Here is a 14,863-nt window from a genome sequence, read left to right on the forward strand (position 1 = left end):
TAATAGGCCGGCTTGCGCAACGAGCATGCAGGGTCGCGTACGAAAAGGGCCACCTCATCGGCGGCCCTCATTATTACATTCTAGCTCGGGTCAGGCCGCGCGCACGGTCGCGAGGAAGCGACCGACCTCGGCAGCGAGGGTCTCTGACTGGCGCGACAGTTCGGAGGCAGCGCCGAGCACTTGGCTCGCCGCCGCACCGGTCTCCTCGGCCGCACCCGCCACGCCGGCGATGTTGCTCGTTACCTCGCCCGTGCCCATCGCGGCCTGGCTGACATTGCGCACGATCTCCTGCGTGGCCGCGCCCTGCTCCTCCACCGCCGCCGCGATCGAGGCCGCGACCCCGTTGATCTCGCGGATCCGCTCGGTGATGCCCGCGATCGAGGACACCGCCTGGCTCGTCGACGCCTGGATGTGTCCGATCTGGCTGGCAATCTCGCCGGTGGCTTTGGCGGTCTGCTCGGCCAGCGCCTTCACCTCGGAGGCGACCACCGCGAAGCCCTTGCCGGCCGCGCCGGCGCGCGCTGCCTCGATGGTGGCGTTCAGCGCCAGCAGGTTGGTCTGTCCGGCGATGGTCGAGATCAGCCCGACGACGTCGCCGATCCGTGACACGGCCGCGCTCAGCTCCTGCACCAGCGTGCCGGTCTGGTCCGCCTCGCGCACGGTGCGCTGTGCCAGGTCCGCCGAACCGGCGACTTGCCTACTTATCTCCTGCACGGAGGATCCCAGCTGCTCTGCGGCGGCCGCAACGGTGTTGACGTTGCTGGCGGCTTCTTCGGCCGCTGCGGCGACCGTGGTCGACTGGCTGGCAGTCTCAGTCGCCGTGGCGGTCATGGTCTGAGCCGTGGCCTGGAGCTCGGTTGCGGATGAGGACACCATGCCGATGATGCCGCCGACCGCCGCCTCGAACCCATCCGCCATCTGGCGCATCCCGGCTTTGCGCTGCTCCTCGGCGGCCAGACGAGCCTGAGCCGTCTCCGCCTCCAGCTGCCGGGTCCGGATCAGGTTGTCCTTGAACACCTGCACGGCGGCCGCCATCGCACCGATCTCGTCTCGTCGCTGACGGTACGGGATCTCGGCGGAAGCATCGCCTCCGGCCAGGACTGACATCGCACCAGTCATCGTCTGGATCGGACGTGAGACGCGCAGCAACCCGAAAGCCGCGGCAACACAGGCGGCCAACAGCGCGAGAGCCACAGCCACATAGGCGACTACGGTCGAGGTACCGACCTCCTCGATAGCCGCACCAGCATCCCGGCGCGCTCCCTGCTCGTTGAGGGCGACATCACGTTGGAGGTTGGAGCGGGCTTCGTCGTAGAGGTTCGCCGCCTCGGATCCGCTCATGAGCTTGAGAGCCGCCTGTTGCTGGCCAGCTTCCATCAGGCGCCGCATCTCCGCATCGGCCTGCTCGAAGCGTGCCCAGGCTGATGCGAAGCCGTCGTAGAGGGCGCGCTCCTCGGCTGAGGAGATCAGCGGTTCATAGGTCTTGCGAGCCTGCGTGAGCTTGTCGTGGGTCGCGGAGAGCTTGGCCTCGTTGTCAGCCAGACGAGCCGGCGTATCGGACAAGCTAAGTAGGCGCAGCTGCTTGATGCGTACCTCGGATGCGTTCGCTCGCATCTCGTTCACAGCCACGACGGACGGCAGCCAGTTGGTCGCGACCTCGTTGACGCCGTGGCGGATGCCGCCGAGTTTGACGATCGAGAGCGCCCCCTGCCCGGCCGCAATGACAGCGAGCAGGCCGAATGCTCCGGCGAGCGACGTCTTGAGAGAAAGGTGATGGCGCATCGGGGACAGTGGGCGCGGGAGGACCGAACAGTCCGCCGCGCGCGCGACCGGCCGGGGTTGGCAACCCGCGGACAATCGATCGAATTATTTACAATTCGATATACCAGGGAAGTTCGTCGGCATCACGATTTCGTATGCAGAGATCTGTCATGAGCACGGACTACTGTTGGAACTTGAACGTCACGCTACCGTTGCCGCGCCATGTCTCGTTGGCTATTCCCTCTCGGCCTCATCCTGATCCTGTTCGGTGTCGCGCTTGCCCATTGGGAAAACCGGTCGCGAGCACCCGCTGAGATGATCGACTCGACCCGCTCGCCAACAAGGGGAACCCGTTCCGTCTCCAACGGCCGTACGGTGGCTCCGGCCGCGCTCATGCCGCAGATCAATAGCGACGGCGGAAGGCGTTATACATCACAGAGCTTCCTCGAAACGCAGCCCGCGGCACCCTCACTGCAGCAGGTTTGGTATCGCCAGCCCCTCCTCGGCCAGCAGCTGCTCTAATACCGACAGCGCTTCAGGGCTCACGGCAGCCGCAAGCGCCAATTTGTGTGCTTTAAATCGCACTTCGCCCACGGTTATGAGGTTGCGCTCGTCGAGTAAATCAACTACAGCGCGAGTAATGAATAGATTGGCCTGCATCACTTCCAATGATCGACTGATTGCACCAAACGCCCGGGCAACTTCTGTTCGAAATACCTCGATGTCCTTGTCTATGCTCACGTTGCCCCCATCGTTAATGAGTCGAAGGTTTGGTATTGGCAGGGGTTAAGTAGCGCCAGGGCTCGTTCACGTCTTAGATGCGGTATCCACAGTATCGTCGTAGGCATCGCGCCGACAGAAGGCCGACCGGTAGGGTCTCGCCGGCGCAGTCCCCCTGATGCCCATTGCCGTCAAGCTTGAGCCCAGTTAGACGCGCTGCCTCGCGGCGACGTTGGAGCTTGGATGAGCGATGATCTAGCGGCTCTGCTCCTTGCCCTTGCAACCGAGAACGCCGAGCTGAAGCGCGAGCTGGCGACCGCCCAGGACATGCTCATGGAGACTGCCATCGACGCCGGTCATCTGCACGCCCGCATTGAGGCGGTTCAGGCTGAGCGCGATGCATGGCGGCAGGAGGCCGAGCGAGGCAATCTACAAGGCGCGAGGAGAGCCTAAAGGTGCAGGGCGTCTCTAAGCCAGCGCCCGCAAAAGCGGTTCGGCGAACAGTGCTCGGAGCCGCGCGAGTTCCAATTCCGACACGCCTAGCGTCGCGGCTGGCCGTGCGAACAGATAGCCCTGCATCTGCTCGCAGTGCAGTTCGCGCAAAATGACCAGCTGCTCGGCGGTCTCCACCCCCTCGACCGTAACCTGCAGGCCGAGGTTGTGCCCGAGGTTCACGATCGCCCGCACGATCGCCAGCGTGTCGGCGTGTTGGCCCAGACGGCGCACGAACGACTGATCGACCTTGATCTTGTCGAACCGGAACTGCTGTAGGTAGCTCAGCGACGAGTACCCGGTGCCGAAATCGTCGAGCGCCAGGCGCACGCCGAGCTCACGCAGCCGTGTCAGGACCGCGACCGCCGCAGACGCGTCCTGGATGAACACGCTCTCGGTGATCTCGACCACTAGGCGCGCCGGAGCGAGGCCGTGCCGCGCCAGCGCCGCCGCGACCAGCGCCGGAACATCGGACTGCCGGAACTGGGTCGGCGAGACGTTGACTGACACCCGCCATGGCTGTGGCCAGGCCGCGGCAGCAGCACAGGCTGTGTCGATCACCCATTCGCCGATCCGGCCGATCAGGTCGGCCTGCTCCGCCACCGGGATGAACTCAGCCGGGGAGACGAAGCCACGCTCCGGGTGCTGCCAGCGGATCAGTGCCTCGAAGGTCTCGATCTCGCCGGTGCGGGCGTTCACGATCGGCTGGTAGAACAGCCGCAGCTCGTCGCGATCGATCGCCCCACCGAGCTCGTGTTCAAGCCGCTGACGCGCCTGCAGCTGAGCGTCCATCGCCGCCTCGAAGAAGCGCACCGCGCCGCGGCCCTCGTCCTTGACGCGGTACAGGGCAGTGTCGGCGGCGCGCAGCAGCGACTCGGCTGTACTGCCATCTCCGGGGTACAGGGCGACGCCGGCCGAGGCGCCGATCTCGACGCGGTGGTCGTCGATCCGGAACGGGCGGCGCAGGCCCTCGATCAAGCGACCTGCGATCTCGGCAACTCGCTGCGGCGCGCGCGCGCCGGTGAGCACAACCACGAACTCGTCGCCGCCGACCCGGGCCAGGGTATCGGTCGGGCGCAGCTCGGTCAGCATGCGTTTGGTCGCCTGGACCAGGAGGGCATCGCCTGCGGCGTGGCCATGCAGGTCGTTGACCGCCTTAAACCGGTCGAGGTCGAGGTAGATCACCGCGACGCCGGTCCCATCCGAGGCGGCGACATCGAGCGCCGGACCGAGGCGTTGCTCCAGCAGGTAGCGATTGGGCAGGTCGGTCAGGGCGTCGTGCAGGGCGAGGTGGCGGATGCGTGCCTCGTCGCGCTTGCGGTCGGTGAGGTCGCGCAGGGCGACGGCGGTGGCAGGCTTGCCGCCGAACTCGATGGTGCGGCAGGACAGTTCGACCGGCACGTGCGTGCCGGCGGCGGTGCGGATCTCGAACTCCTCCGGAAGCAGCTCCTCTGAGCGACAGCGTGTACGTCGCAGCAGCGCTGGTGTGTCGGCTTGCGAGAACAGGTCGAGCACCGGCCGGCCGATGATCTGCTCGGATGGCATCGCGAACAGTCGGGCGCCGGCATCGTTGACCTCCAGCACCTCGCCGTCGCGATGGATGAACAGCACCTCGTGCGCGAGGTTGCTGAGCAGGCGCATACGGCTGAGGTCGCGACGATCGCGTTGTGAGAGGTGTTGCTGCAGTGCCAGGGCGACGAGACCGGCGATCAGGACCGCGAGGCTGACGGCGGCGACCGTCAGGGCCAGCGGGGTCGAGCCGAGGACGTAGCTTTCGCCCTCCCGCGGCGTGATAGGTGCCATCGTGACGGCGGTCATGCCGGTGAAGTGCAGACCGCAGATCGCGAGCGCGAGATAGCCGCTGACCTCGAGGCGGCGGCCGAGGCTCGTCAGCCTGCCGGCGCGTGCCAGTGCGAGGGCGGAAAAGGCGATACTGACCAGGATCGAGGCGGCGACGTAGACGGGGTCGAACAGCACGAGGCTGGAAGCGGTCATCGCGCCGACGCCGAGATAGTGCATGCCGGTAATCGCCAGCCCGAGCACGGTGCCGGACGTCACGATGCCTAGCGGTGTGGAGGGCAGCCGCCGCCACAGGCACAGAGCGGCCAGGGATCCGACGATCGCCACAACGATCGAAGCGGCGGTGAGGTCGAGGTCGTAGGCGACCTGTGCCCCGGGCCGGAACGCCAGCATGGCGACGAAGTGCAGCGACCAGACACTGCCGCCGAAGATGATCGCCGGCGGCACGAGCCTGCGTAGGATCCAGTGTTCCCCTGCATCGACGCGTATCATCAGATTGACGGTGGCGAAGCACCCGAGCGCGCAGATGAGTGCGGAGAGTGCGACGAGTCGCAGGTCGTGCTGCTGCGCGACGCAGGTGAGGACGCGGATCATAGCCAGTTCGCTCGCAACGACACCAATTGGTCGTCGGCGCAGGCATACCGCCCGGATGCCTACCAGTTGATCAGTAACTTGAGCGATCTCGTTCCGTGGTTGAGCGACTATGAAGTTCTACAATAGGTTGTGTGTCGTGACTCTGACAATGAAAGAGTTCGCTAACGCTCTGGCATCACGCTGACGCGTATGTCGAAGCGTACCGCCCGCACCCTCCAGGCCTGCCTATGGGTCGCTGCCCTGATGCTATGCTGCTTCTCGGGGACCATGTTGGTCGAGGCGAACAGGCCAAGGGCTGAGGATCATCGGCTCGTCAGCGAACCTACTGAGACCGGATCCGTGACGCATATGCGATGGTGCGGGGCTGCCTCATGGTGCCGCTGATCCGCCTACCGCACGCGAACGGCGAGCTTCATCTTTGGATGGACGCCGCATAGGACGGTGAAGTCGCCTTCCTTCGGGAAGGTGATCACAGCCTTGGTGCCTGGCTCGATGTCGCCGGAGTCGAAGGCGAACTCCTCGGTGTCGATGTAGGCCTGATGGACGAAGTTGTCGTCGTCGTTGACGATGGTGATGTGCTCGCCGACGTGGAGTGCAACGTCCTGCGATCCGAAGCGCTTGCCCTTCTGCGAGATGATGTGATCGGTGTCTGGCAAAGTCGCGATGGCCCCGCCGGTCAAAGCGATCGCCCAAAACGCTCCCAGGAGGGTCGCCGATATCAATCTTCGGTTGTGGGGTTGCATCGCATGCACCGAGAGCCAGTCTACCGACGCTGTAGCTACGAGTTAAATCATTAACGTCGTCAGAAAAGCATCAATCCAATGTCTTTCATCGCGCCGATGTGATCAGTGTTCGTGACCTATATGCGGGTTTAGAGGCGGTCGGGGCGAACGTACCCAGATGGCTAATTAAGGTCGATCGGGTAGCTTCCCGGTTGATCGCAACCAGGGTAGCGTAGCGATATAGCTCTCCGATGAGGCTGGAGGTAACCTGCTATGGCCCGCTTCATCCTGTCCGCCGCGGTTCTGGTACTTGGCGCTGGCACGCTTGCCACCCCGGCCGCCGCCCTGTCCGTCAAGGACTGCTCGGTGAAGTACCAAGCCGCCAAGCAGGCGGGGACACTCAACGGTCAGAGGTGGAATGACTTCCGCAAGGCCGAGTGCGGCGCCCCGCCAGATGCTGCGACCACAACCGTGCCGAACCCAGTAGCGGCCGGTGCTGCGAAGCCGTCGGCGACAGCTCCTGCACCGACCGCCCCGACTGCAAGGTCGACGGCTACCGCTGCCCCTGCGCCGTCCGCCGCGACCGGTTCAGCCGCATACCCGTCCGCGGTCGATCCGAAGTACGCGAAGGAGTCGGCCGGCAAGGCGCGGATGCACACCTGCCTGGACAGCTACAACGCGGCCAAGGCCGCAGGGACGCTCGGCGGCGCGAAGTGGATCCAAAAGGGGGGCGGGTACTACTCGGCCTGCAACACGCGGTTGAAGGGTTGAAGCGGGCCGCGAAGCTCGCCGCGCATCTCAGTCCACGACCTGCGGGTGCGGCTTAGAAGTACCGGCGTACAGCTTGGGTATCCTCGGGCAGCCATCGTGTGCCCGGCGATGCGTCATGGCGACGGTCCCTTGCGCCGAGTAGGAGCCCTGGGTGTGAACGCGGCCGTGGCAGGACGGACAGCGCTTCTCGGCGGCGCGGTGCTGGGTGTGTGCCTCGGTCAGAGACACGGGCTGCCACGCGCCGTTGATCCGCACCTCGCATCCGGTTTTGTTGTACGTCGCCATGGCAGAAGGGTGCCACGCGGGGGCGACCGTCGCTAGCGCGCGATCGACATGGCGAGGCAGGAAAGAGCCCGCCCGTCGGGGGGGACCAGGCGGGCTCCTGGCTTCGCTCCGAGTTTGTGACCGTAGACCGAAGCCAGGATGCAATTTAGCAGCAGTCGTGGCCCGCCGCGACCCAGCAGCCCACGCCGCGGTGATGTGAGCACGTGCCCTGGCGATGCTGGCTGAAGCTCCAGTCGCCATCCCGGCAACGCGCCGTTGCGTCCTGGGGTTTGGCGCAACTCGACCCCTGCGGCTGCTCGGGACGCGGGACCTCGCACCCCTCCCGGCTCGTGTAGGTGCCCTGCTTCAGCTCCTCCGACGCGAAGAGCTTGCAGGAGCCGCGTGCCTTGGCTGCGCCCGGCCCAAGCAGCGCGGTAGCGAGCACGGCGAGCACGGCGAGCGTGACGAGCCGGGTCGGTCCCCGGAGGCGATCGAGTGCAGGCATGGATCGGCCTCAGTCGCGGAAGAAACGACCGGCGACGTAGTGTCGACCGCGGCGGTTGGTGTGCCATTCGGAACGCGGGTGACAGTGCCGCGGATGACCATGACAGCCCTGGGCGTTGAGCATGCCGGGTGTGGCGGAAGCTGGCACGGCGCTGAGCAACATCGGGGTGGCGAGAGCGAGCAGGATCGGCAGAGGAACTCGGGTCAAGAATGCATCCTCCGGTTGAGAGGTGCACCCTAATCGAGCTTGGCTGTAAAGCGAGTGCTGTCGATCAAAACTTGATTTTAAGCCTACCAACCCGGCCTGAGCGTCACGCGTGATCAGCCGCGTGCCCGCACGCCCGCGTTCCGCAGCGCGCCGTAGAACTTGCCCGGGTCGAACATCTGGCGGGCCTGCTGTAGCGAGATCGGCCGCCCGCCGGCCTCTGGCGCTCCCGGCATTCTGCCGCCCTTCTGCTGCCCCTGTTTCTGGGCGGCCGCAGCGACCTTCAGCGCGTTGCCGATCTGCGCGTACTGGTTGCTCGGCTGCTGCTGGGCTGAGTCGGTGAAATCAACCGGGGGCGGCGCCACCGCGAGGGGCTGGTCCGACAGGGCTGCGACGCTCGGCATGGGCGAGGACTGACCCGGCACGGCCGCGCCCTGGCCGACAACACCACTCAGGCCGAAGCCGCCCTGCTGCGCCGTCGAACCCATCGAACCGCCACGGAGAGCCGACACGGCCGGCAGGGCCTGCCCGCCGCCGAAGCTGTTGGCGTAGGCCTGCGGGTGGCCAGCCGGGCCGCGTTCTCACCGCCGGGCCGGTTCCAACCTGCGAATTTCCACGCCTCGGCCATCAGGGCGTTGGCCTCCTGCGGGCTCTGGGCGTTCTGCAGTGCCCGGATCAGCGCGGGGTTCTCCGCGAGGGTGAACTGCGCCTGCGCCACCACTGGGTCGGCCGCGCCCTGCGTGAAGTCCTTCATGTTCGCGAGCCGGTCAGCACGCCACGACAGGATGCCGCCGGACTGGCCCGCCTGCCCGCTCTCGCTTGGATCGGACCACGAGCCGGTGATGTTCGAGGGCGAAGACCGGCTCTCGTGCTGCGCGCAGGCCGCGACCGCGCCGAGGCCGTTCGGGTTCGTCAGACCGCCCTGCTGCAACGTGCTGATGAACCGGCCGCGGATGTCGGCGGGGTCCATGGTGGCCGCCTCGGCGCTGTTTGGCCCGAGCGCGTTCAGGGCCGCGGAAGCGATCCCCTGCGCCTGCGGCTGCACCACCGGCGTCGGCGTGCCCGTCGGCGGCGTCTGGGGCTGGTAGCCGGTGAACCCGGGCGGGGTCGCCTGCGGCACCTCCTGGATCATGCCCTGACCCATGCCGCCCTGGCCCTGCGCCTGGGCTAGCTGCTGCATCTGCAGCCACTCCTGCAGGGCGGGGCTCAGCAACGTGTCGGTGTCGGTGAAGGAGGGTAGGGCTCCAAAACTGGATCCGTCACTCACAGACGTGACCTCCATACCGCGAATATCTTACGTCTAGACGCATGCCACGACTCACAGCAGATTATCCGCATGACTGAGCAGGATGAGATCAGGGAGCTACGCAGGCGCATTCTGGCTCTCGAATATGAGACCCGCGCCTTCTCCGCGATCGTCTTCGGGCTGGCTTCTGTCCTTGGACCCAACTTCCTTCAATCGGCAGCCGAAATCGCAGAGGCGGTTGAGGCCGATCCCGAGTTCGGCGGCGGGCAGCGAAAGCGGATGACGGAAGCCCTGCGGATCATCGAGCAGATCAGGGCTGGCAGCCGCTGCAAGCCGAAATCGGGCGAGATCGTCTAAGTCTGCGCTCACGCGGATAGCCCCATAGTTTCGAAATCAGGCTCGCTGGCGGGCATCAGGCGACTTCGGGTGCCTGGGCTGCAGGTTATGGACGGCGGCCGTCCTGAGACTCCGCACGCAATCCTGGCGGCTATCGACAGAACGGCAGGGCAGGGCCACATTCTCCCCCATGCGCCGCTGGGCCGAACCCCTGACCATCCTCATCGTCTTCGCCGTTGTCATGACGGCGTTGGGATGGGTGTTGAGTGCGACCGTGCCTTCAGCGATCGACCGCCTGATCAGCAGCGTCGGCATTCTCGCCGCTTGGGGCATCTTCATCGTCGTCTGGCTCGCCGCTGGCATCTACGCTTGGTACGCTCATCGCCCGAAGGCCGGCAGTGCCGCCGGGAAGTACGGCCGTGTCCGATCCGACTGAGACAGCAACGCCGCCTGAGTGCCACGGGCGCCGAGCCGGCCGAGTTCCGCCGCCCTTTGCTGCGTCACGCCCCGCGCCTGGATCGCCGCCAACAGAGCGTCCAGTCGCTCGCCCTGGGTCATCGTCACCGCGTCGGCGAGCTGACGGTTGCGAGCCACGTCGGACTCACGGCCCATAGCGTTGATGACCGCCTTGCCTGCCCGCGCCGCCTGAGACAACGCGTATCCCTTCGGGCCGCCGACCAGGCCAGCCATCGTCCCCCCGAGATCGTCACCCATCGTCGTGCGCGGGGCGATCCGGTCGGCCGCCTGGGTTCGCTGCGCCGTCTGGCTGTTGCGGACGATGTTGCTGTCCGCGTCGGTGAACGCCCGCTCCCGGTTGACCGCCCCGACGATCCGGTTGACCGGATCCTGGCCGTGAAGCTGGGCAAGGTTCTGCGCAGCCCAGCCGCCCTGCCCGCTGCGGGGGTCGATCTGCAGCAGCTGCTGCAAGGCCGTGAGGTCATTCGGCCTCGTCCCAACAGCTTGATCGATCGCGGCGCGCGACCCCTGCGCCATCGCGGCGCGCTCGGCCGGGGCCATGCCGGCGAGCTGGCGGGCGAGATCGGCCGGCGCCGTCGCACCCTGGCCGGATCGCATCAGATCGCTACCCGCCTGCACGGCGTCGATCTGGCGGGCGAGCGCGGAGGAGGCGTCGTTGGCTGCACCGTATCCCGGCACGCTCTCGCGCAGCAGGTCGTTCAACTGCCCGCGCACCATCTGGGCGGCGCTGTCCTTCCTGGTCTGTGCGCCCGGCTGCACGCCCATGTCCGGCGCGCCGTAGTTGATGACGGTGTCCATCTCCTGCTTGACGTTGTGCAAGACGCGCGGGTCGTTCGAGATGTTGACCCATCCCGTCTGCGGATCCTCCTGCGCCAGCATCCCGCGGGCGCGGCGTAGCACGGCTTCCTCGGATCCGCGGGCCTGCGGCAAGCGCTGGTCAATCGCCTGCAGCACCGGCAGGGCACTGACCGGGTTCGGGGCGCCGTCCACTGCAGCACCGATGGCTTGGTTCGGAGCCATTCGCTGGCCGCGCAGATCCACGGTCGCCGTCGGCGCGCTCTGCGCCGGCCCTAGAGCCGCGTTCACGTCCTGTCCGAGCCGGTCGCTGGTGCCGGCGGTGCGGGCCATGATCGGCGCCGTGACGGCCTCCCGGGTCTCCGGACGGACCGCGAGGCCCTGCGCCTGCCCTTGGAGGGATGGGGAGGCATCGAGCAGCATGGCGGGCGAGCCAAGTTCGTTCAGGCGGCTACGAACAGCATCGATGCCGCCCGAATTCGCAACATCCTCGCCGAGGATACGTGTGGCAGCCGGGCTGAACCCGCTATTCGCCGAGCGCAAGCCGCCGATCAGATCATAGAACTTCCGGATCCCGGCGCCGATTGCTGCGCCCGCGACGGGAGCGGCCGTGCCGAACGCGGCACCAACACCAGCACCCCTAAGGGTTTCCGTGGCGTCTCCCCCGCTCCGAACGGCAGAGTCCGCCCCGCCGATACCGGCGCCCGAAAACATCGAAGCGGCCATCCGAGCAGGCAGGGCTGCCGTCCCAGCCCCGAACGCCGCGGGCGCCGCCGCGATGGCAGGCGCGGTGCCCAGCACGCCGCCGCCGATCTCGCCGCCGGTCGTCGCCCACGGATGCGCGTCGGCCGTGTGCTGGCTGAACCCCTGCACCCGCTTCAGCTCGTCCGCGTAGGGCTCGCCGCTCTGCAGGGATCGGACGCCCGCGGCGGCATGCTCTAGGCCCGACAAGGCGTAGGGGCCCACGATCGGGATGCCGTTGACGAGGCCGCGCCCGACTGCCGCCGAGGCATCGCCACCGAAGCCGCCAGCCGGCAGGTCCGTCGCCGAAGCCGCAGGTGCGTTCGGGGCCGTGCCGAGGGACTGGAACGCCTTGAAGGCGGCCTCCTCGTGCGGGGCGTCGATCTCGTATTCGGCGCCGTCGGGGCCGGACAGGCTGTAGGTCGGCATCTATCGCACTCGCTTGATGGTGATGCCCTGGAACTGGCGGGACCCGCCCACGTCGAGCGGAGTCGGGGCGCCCGTCGGCATGCGGGTGCCAGGGTCCGCGACAGGGTTCGGGGTGCCCTGCCCGTAGCGGTAGACCTCGGGCGTCTCGACGCGGAAGAACCCGGTTCGGGCGGCAGCCTCGGGGGCAATCTTCCCGTACTTGTCGAGCGCAGCGTTGTGCCGGTCGATCGCGTCACGGGCCAACTGCTCCTGCGCATCCACGATCTGCCGCAGCGCCTGCTCCGTCTTGGATCGGTCGCCACCTGCGATCGTCTTGCCGAGTTGCAGGTCCATGTTGGTGGTGTGGCCAGCCTGACTGACCGCTTTCGCCAGCTCGGCCTGCTTCTGCGTCGAAGCCGCATCGAAGTTGTAGGAAGCGTTCAACTGGCTCGGGTCGATGCCGAGGAGCTGCTGCCCGATAGCTTGGGCCTGGGTCCGCCAGTCGGCACCAGAGCCCGAGATCACGCCCTTGTCGAGTGCTTCCTTCTGACGGCTGATGGCGGCCAGCGTCCCAACGGCGCCCTGTGCCTTCGAGTACCCTGCGGTGATGTTGTCGCCGATGAGCTTGTCGAGCCCTTCGTTGGCTTTCTTGTCGGGCTGCGGCGGGACAAGCGTCCGGATGTTCGGATCGCCCCCCGCCGCACCGGGGGCCCCTCCCTCGCCCGCCGAACCGGCGGACGCCTTGTCCGGGAATAGGCTGCTCTTCCGAACCGCGAGGGTGCCGCCCTGCCCGTCGGGGACGGTGATGATCTCGTCTTTGGCGTGAGCATCCTTCACGCCCGCGAGAGCATCGGCCTCGGCCACCTTGTCCGCGAGCTGCGGGCCGCCCAATCGAGCGCCGCGAGCCGCCGCTGCGGCATCATCCTGGAGCTGCTGCGGCGTCTTCTGGTTCAGTTGCGACAACGCGCTCTGCAGCACGGACGGGTTATAGACCGCCGCCTCAACCTGGGCGTCAGGCAAACCGCGGCGCTTGAGATCTGCACGTAAGGCGTTCTGCCCGTTGATCTGCTGCTGGAGTTGGTACGCCTGGAGCTGCTGCTTCACGTCACCGAGGCGGCTCTGCTGGTAACCTTGAAGCCCCGCGCTAACACCTTCGGAAAATCCGCGACGGCTTAGCAAGCCGATGCCGAGATTGAGCATCAAGTTCGAAAAATCAGGGTTGTTCACGCCGGCAATGAACTTGCTCATCAGGTCGGACTGACCTTCGGCCTGCCCAGCGGCTTGCGGCGCACCGGCCTGCGCGGCCACTCGGCCCGAACCTTCCGTAGGGCCCCCAGCGCCAGGAGCCGGCATCAGTTTCGGGCTGCCGGACACAACCTGACCCGTCAGCGGATCGTAACTTGCCACCGGCTTGACGTTGCTCGCAGCGGGGTTGCCCGTGCTGGCGGCCGTGACGGACGAGGGCCCGGGAACGCCCGGCATGCCCGGCGCGCGGTCAGGGTTTATCCCCGAGACGCCCGGCGGGATCGCGCCCGTGGCCGTCGACGAGGCCAACAGGTCGGCATCGGAGGGCCGGGAGGGCGGCAGCGGGACGTTGCGCGAGCCGAGAGGGTCGGCCGAGCCGGCGAAGCTGTTGGGGCCGCCGCCGAACCCGGAGCGGTCGAACAGCAGCCGGTCCAGCGGGGAGCCGCCCAGCGCCGCGAGATCCTGCGGGCCGGCCTGGGCACGCTCCAAGGCCTGCACTTGGCCCTCGTCCATCGCGATCGACGGCCGGCGCTGATCGACAGGACCAACACCGCGCCCGGACGGGTCGACGTCGCCAGCGCCACGGACCGGCTGCAACGGGTTCGGCCCCATGGTCGGCGCCGTGGCATCCATCTGAGGGCTGAAGCCCTGAGGAGTCTGACGCAACTGCTCAAGAAAGCCCTGCAGGTCGAAGGGGCTCAAGCCGTCGAGAAAAGAGGGACCGCTGCTCATCGAGGCGCCCGTGTGTTCGAGAGATGTGAGAAGGTGCCGGACATCAGGCCGACCCCGCAGAGCCGAGCATGGCGCCGAGTATCGTGACCCGCTCGCCGGCTTGGAGTTGAAGCTGCTCGAAGGCCTGGAGCAGTCCAGCTAGGTCGTCGGCGGTGCCGTTGCCGCCCGCAAGGATTGCAGCGGCCTGCCCGCTCACGGCCTGTAGGGATCTGAAGCTTGAGGCGGCTGTGGCGGCGGCGACCGCGATCTGCTCCTGCAGAGGCGTGGGCACCGCGTCGTCGGCCGGGATGCCAGATGGCATCAAGTCGGAGGCGCTGGGGCGTTCCATGGCTCTCCTCCTCAAGCCGCGACACGGCGCTTGCTGCGGGTCGGAGGCGCAATGGCGTCGCTCGGGTCCCACAGGCGGCAGGAACAGGTCGAGCGCGCTACATCGGCGGTGCCAACCGAACCGATGGAGCTTAAGATGGAAGAAGAGTTGCTGCGCGACACTGCGGCGATAGTTATGGCGCACGGGGTAATCATCGAACACCTCCTCGCACTGCATCTGTCTCGCTATTCGCAAAAGGACGCGGAGAAGGCCGCCGTAGGACTCGGCAGACTACTCGACACGCCTGGGCCAACTTCGGGAATGTCCAACGATCAGGCCGAGGCGCTGGCAGACGTAACCGTGCGTGCTCAAGTTCATCTGCGAGCGGTGACCCTGAGAGCACTGCTGGCAGGGGTTCGGCACTGAACAGCGTCATCGGGCCCATTGCCCGCTGGCGATCAATAATTGCGAGGCAGTCACTCAGCGATGACGTAGACATCAACGCCCCCTTCAAGCAGCTACCGGCAGGGCGGCGGCCGGTGCGGTGGGGGTCGGCGAGCGAGGCGGATCATTCGGCGCCACGATGGAGCCGAGCGCCCGCCTCACCCACTCGCTGGCAGAGGCCCCCTCTCGCTGGGCCGCAGCGTCGATCGCGCGGCGCAGATCCGCATCGGTGCGGATGGTGATCGTGTCGGAATAGACGAGCGGGCGCATGGGATGCCTCCGTTGCTACCCGATAGAGT

Annotated in this window: 16 protein-coding genes; 5 read left to right on the plus strand and 11 right to left on the minus strand. The window is 67.0% G+C overall.

Translation table 11 applies throughout. The features are described from left to right. Positions 1 to 90 precede the first annotated feature (90 nt). The gene (locus tag MMSR116_RS17740; RefSeq protein WP_010687670.1) at positions 91 to 1,782 is read right to left on the minus strand and encodes a methyl-accepting chemotaxis protein; all 1,692 of its coding nucleotides are present in this window, start codon (positions 1,780 to 1,782) and stop codon (positions 91 to 93) included. Between the two features lie 447 nt (positions 1,783 to 2,229). Beyond that, complete coding sequence (locus MMSR116_RS17745) at positions 2,230 to 2,502, minus strand: hypothetical protein (RefSeq protein WP_158168923.1); 273 nt, start codon at positions 2,500 to 2,502, stop codon at positions 2,230 to 2,232. 222 nt (positions 2,503 to 2,724) lie between these two features. On the opposite strand from MMSR116_RS17745, the gene MMSR116_RS17750 reads away from it, so the two are divergent. Beyond that, positions 2,725 to 2,934: a hypothetical protein gene (locus MMSR116_RS17750; protein WP_010687668.1), complete on the plus strand. Its 210-nt coding sequence runs from the start codon at positions 2,725 to 2,727 to the stop codon at positions 2,932 to 2,934. Positions 2,935 to 2,949: 15 nt separating this feature from the next. Here MMSR116_RS17750 and MMSR116_RS17755 read toward each other — a convergent pair whose 3' ends face one another. Further along, positions 2,950 to 5,367 (minus strand): bifunctional diguanylate cyclase/phosphodiesterase, encoded by a 2,418-nt coding sequence (locus tag MMSR116_RS17755; protein ID WP_010687667.1) that lies wholly within the window; start codon positions 5,365 to 5,367, stop codon positions 2,950 to 2,952. Positions 5,368 to 5,756: 389 nt separating this feature from the next. Next, positions 5,757 to 6,110, minus strand: a complete 354-nt coding sequence (locus MMSR116_RS17760) for a hypothetical protein (protein WP_010687666.1) — start codon at positions 6,108 to 6,110, stop codon at positions 5,757 to 5,759. A gap of 252 nt (positions 6,111 to 6,362) precedes the next feature. Here MMSR116_RS17760 and MMSR116_RS17765 point away from each other — a divergent pair, with 252 nt between their 5' ends. Continuing rightward, a complete protein-coding gene (locus MMSR116_RS17765; RefSeq protein WP_010687665.1) occupies positions 6,363 to 6,860 on the plus strand; it encodes a hypothetical protein in 498 nt (165 codons plus the stop codon). Between the two features lie 430 nt (positions 6,861 to 7,290). Here MMSR116_RS17765 and MMSR116_RS17770 read toward each other — a convergent pair whose 3' ends face one another. The 3 genes from MMSR116_RS17770 to MMSR116_RS17775 form a co-directional block, all read right to left on the minus strand. Beyond that, a complete protein-coding gene (locus MMSR116_RS17770; RefSeq protein WP_039895020.1) occupies positions 7,291 to 7,629 on the minus strand; it encodes a DUF3761 domain-containing protein in 339 nt (112 codons plus the stop codon). 320 nt (positions 7,630 to 7,949) lie between these two features. Further along, positions 7,950 to 8,321, minus strand: coding sequence for a hypothetical protein (locus MMSR116_RS31950; RefSeq protein ID WP_244625480.1), 372 nt, complete (start codon positions 8,319 to 8,321; stop codon positions 7,950 to 7,952). Continuing rightward, the gene (locus MMSR116_RS17775) at positions 8,285 to 9,100 is read right to left on the minus strand and encodes a hypothetical protein (protein WP_244625481.1); all 816 of its coding nucleotides are present in this window, start codon (positions 9,098 to 9,100) and stop codon (positions 8,285 to 8,287) included. Before MMSR116_RS17775 ends, MMSR116_RS31950 begins: the two co-directional genes overlap by 37 nt. A gap of 69 nt (positions 9,101 to 9,169) precedes the next feature. Here MMSR116_RS17775 and MMSR116_RS17780 point away from each other — a divergent pair, with 69 nt between their 5' ends. Further along, positions 9,170 to 9,436 carry a hypothetical protein gene (locus MMSR116_RS17780; RefSeq protein WP_010687661.1) on the plus strand — a complete coding sequence of 89 codons (267 nt, stop codon included), beginning with the start codon at positions 9,170 to 9,172 and terminating at the stop codon, positions 9,434 to 9,436. 169 nt (positions 9,437 to 9,605) lie between these two features. After that, positions 9,606 to 9,851, plus strand: coding sequence for a hypothetical protein (locus MMSR116_RS17785; protein WP_158168925.1), 246 nt, complete (start codon positions 9,606 to 9,608; stop codon positions 9,849 to 9,851). Here the strand turns inward: MMSR116_RS17785 and MMSR116_RS17790 are convergent. The 3 genes from MMSR116_RS17790 to MMSR116_RS17800 form a co-directional block, all read right to left on the minus strand. After that, on the minus strand, positions 9,794 to 11,653 hold the full coding sequence (locus tag MMSR116_RS17790; RefSeq protein WP_244625482.1) for a hypothetical protein: 1,860 nt from the start codon (positions 11,651 to 11,653) through the stop codon (positions 9,794 to 9,796). The two genes, MMSR116_RS17785 and MMSR116_RS17790, sit on opposite strands and share 58 nt — an antisense overlap. Before the next feature lie 204 nt (positions 11,654 to 11,857). Next, complete coding sequence (locus tag MMSR116_RS17795) at positions 11,858 to 13,813, minus strand: hypothetical protein (RefSeq protein WP_010687659.1); 1,956 nt, start codon at positions 13,811 to 13,813, stop codon at positions 11,858 to 11,860. Positions 13,814 to 13,856: 43 nt separating this feature from the next. Then, positions 13,857 to 14,141 (minus strand): hypothetical protein, encoded by a 285-nt coding sequence (locus MMSR116_RS17800; RefSeq protein WP_039895015.1) that lies wholly within the window; start codon positions 14,139 to 14,141, stop codon positions 13,857 to 13,859. 135 nt (positions 14,142 to 14,276) lie between these two features. Between MMSR116_RS17800 and MMSR116_RS17805 the strand changes: the two genes are divergently transcribed. Beyond that, a complete protein-coding gene (locus MMSR116_RS17805; RefSeq protein ID WP_158168927.1) occupies positions 14,277 to 14,546 on the plus strand; it encodes a hypothetical protein in 270 nt (89 codons plus the stop codon). A gap of 84 nt (positions 14,547 to 14,630) precedes the next feature. Here the strand turns inward: MMSR116_RS17805 and MMSR116_RS17810 are convergent, their stop codons facing one another. After that, positions 14,631 to 14,834 carry a CopG family transcriptional regulator gene (locus MMSR116_RS17810; RefSeq protein WP_010687657.1) on the minus strand — a complete coding sequence of 68 codons (204 nt, stop codon included), beginning with the start codon at positions 14,832 to 14,834 and terminating at the stop codon, positions 14,631 to 14,633. Positions 14,835 to 14,863 lie beyond the last annotated feature (29 nt).

The organism is Methylobacterium mesophilicum SR1.6/6 (genome assembly GCF_000364445.2).
GTDB lineage: Bacteria > Pseudomonadota > Alphaproteobacteria > Rhizobiales > Beijerinckiaceae > Methylobacterium > Methylobacterium mesophilicum_A.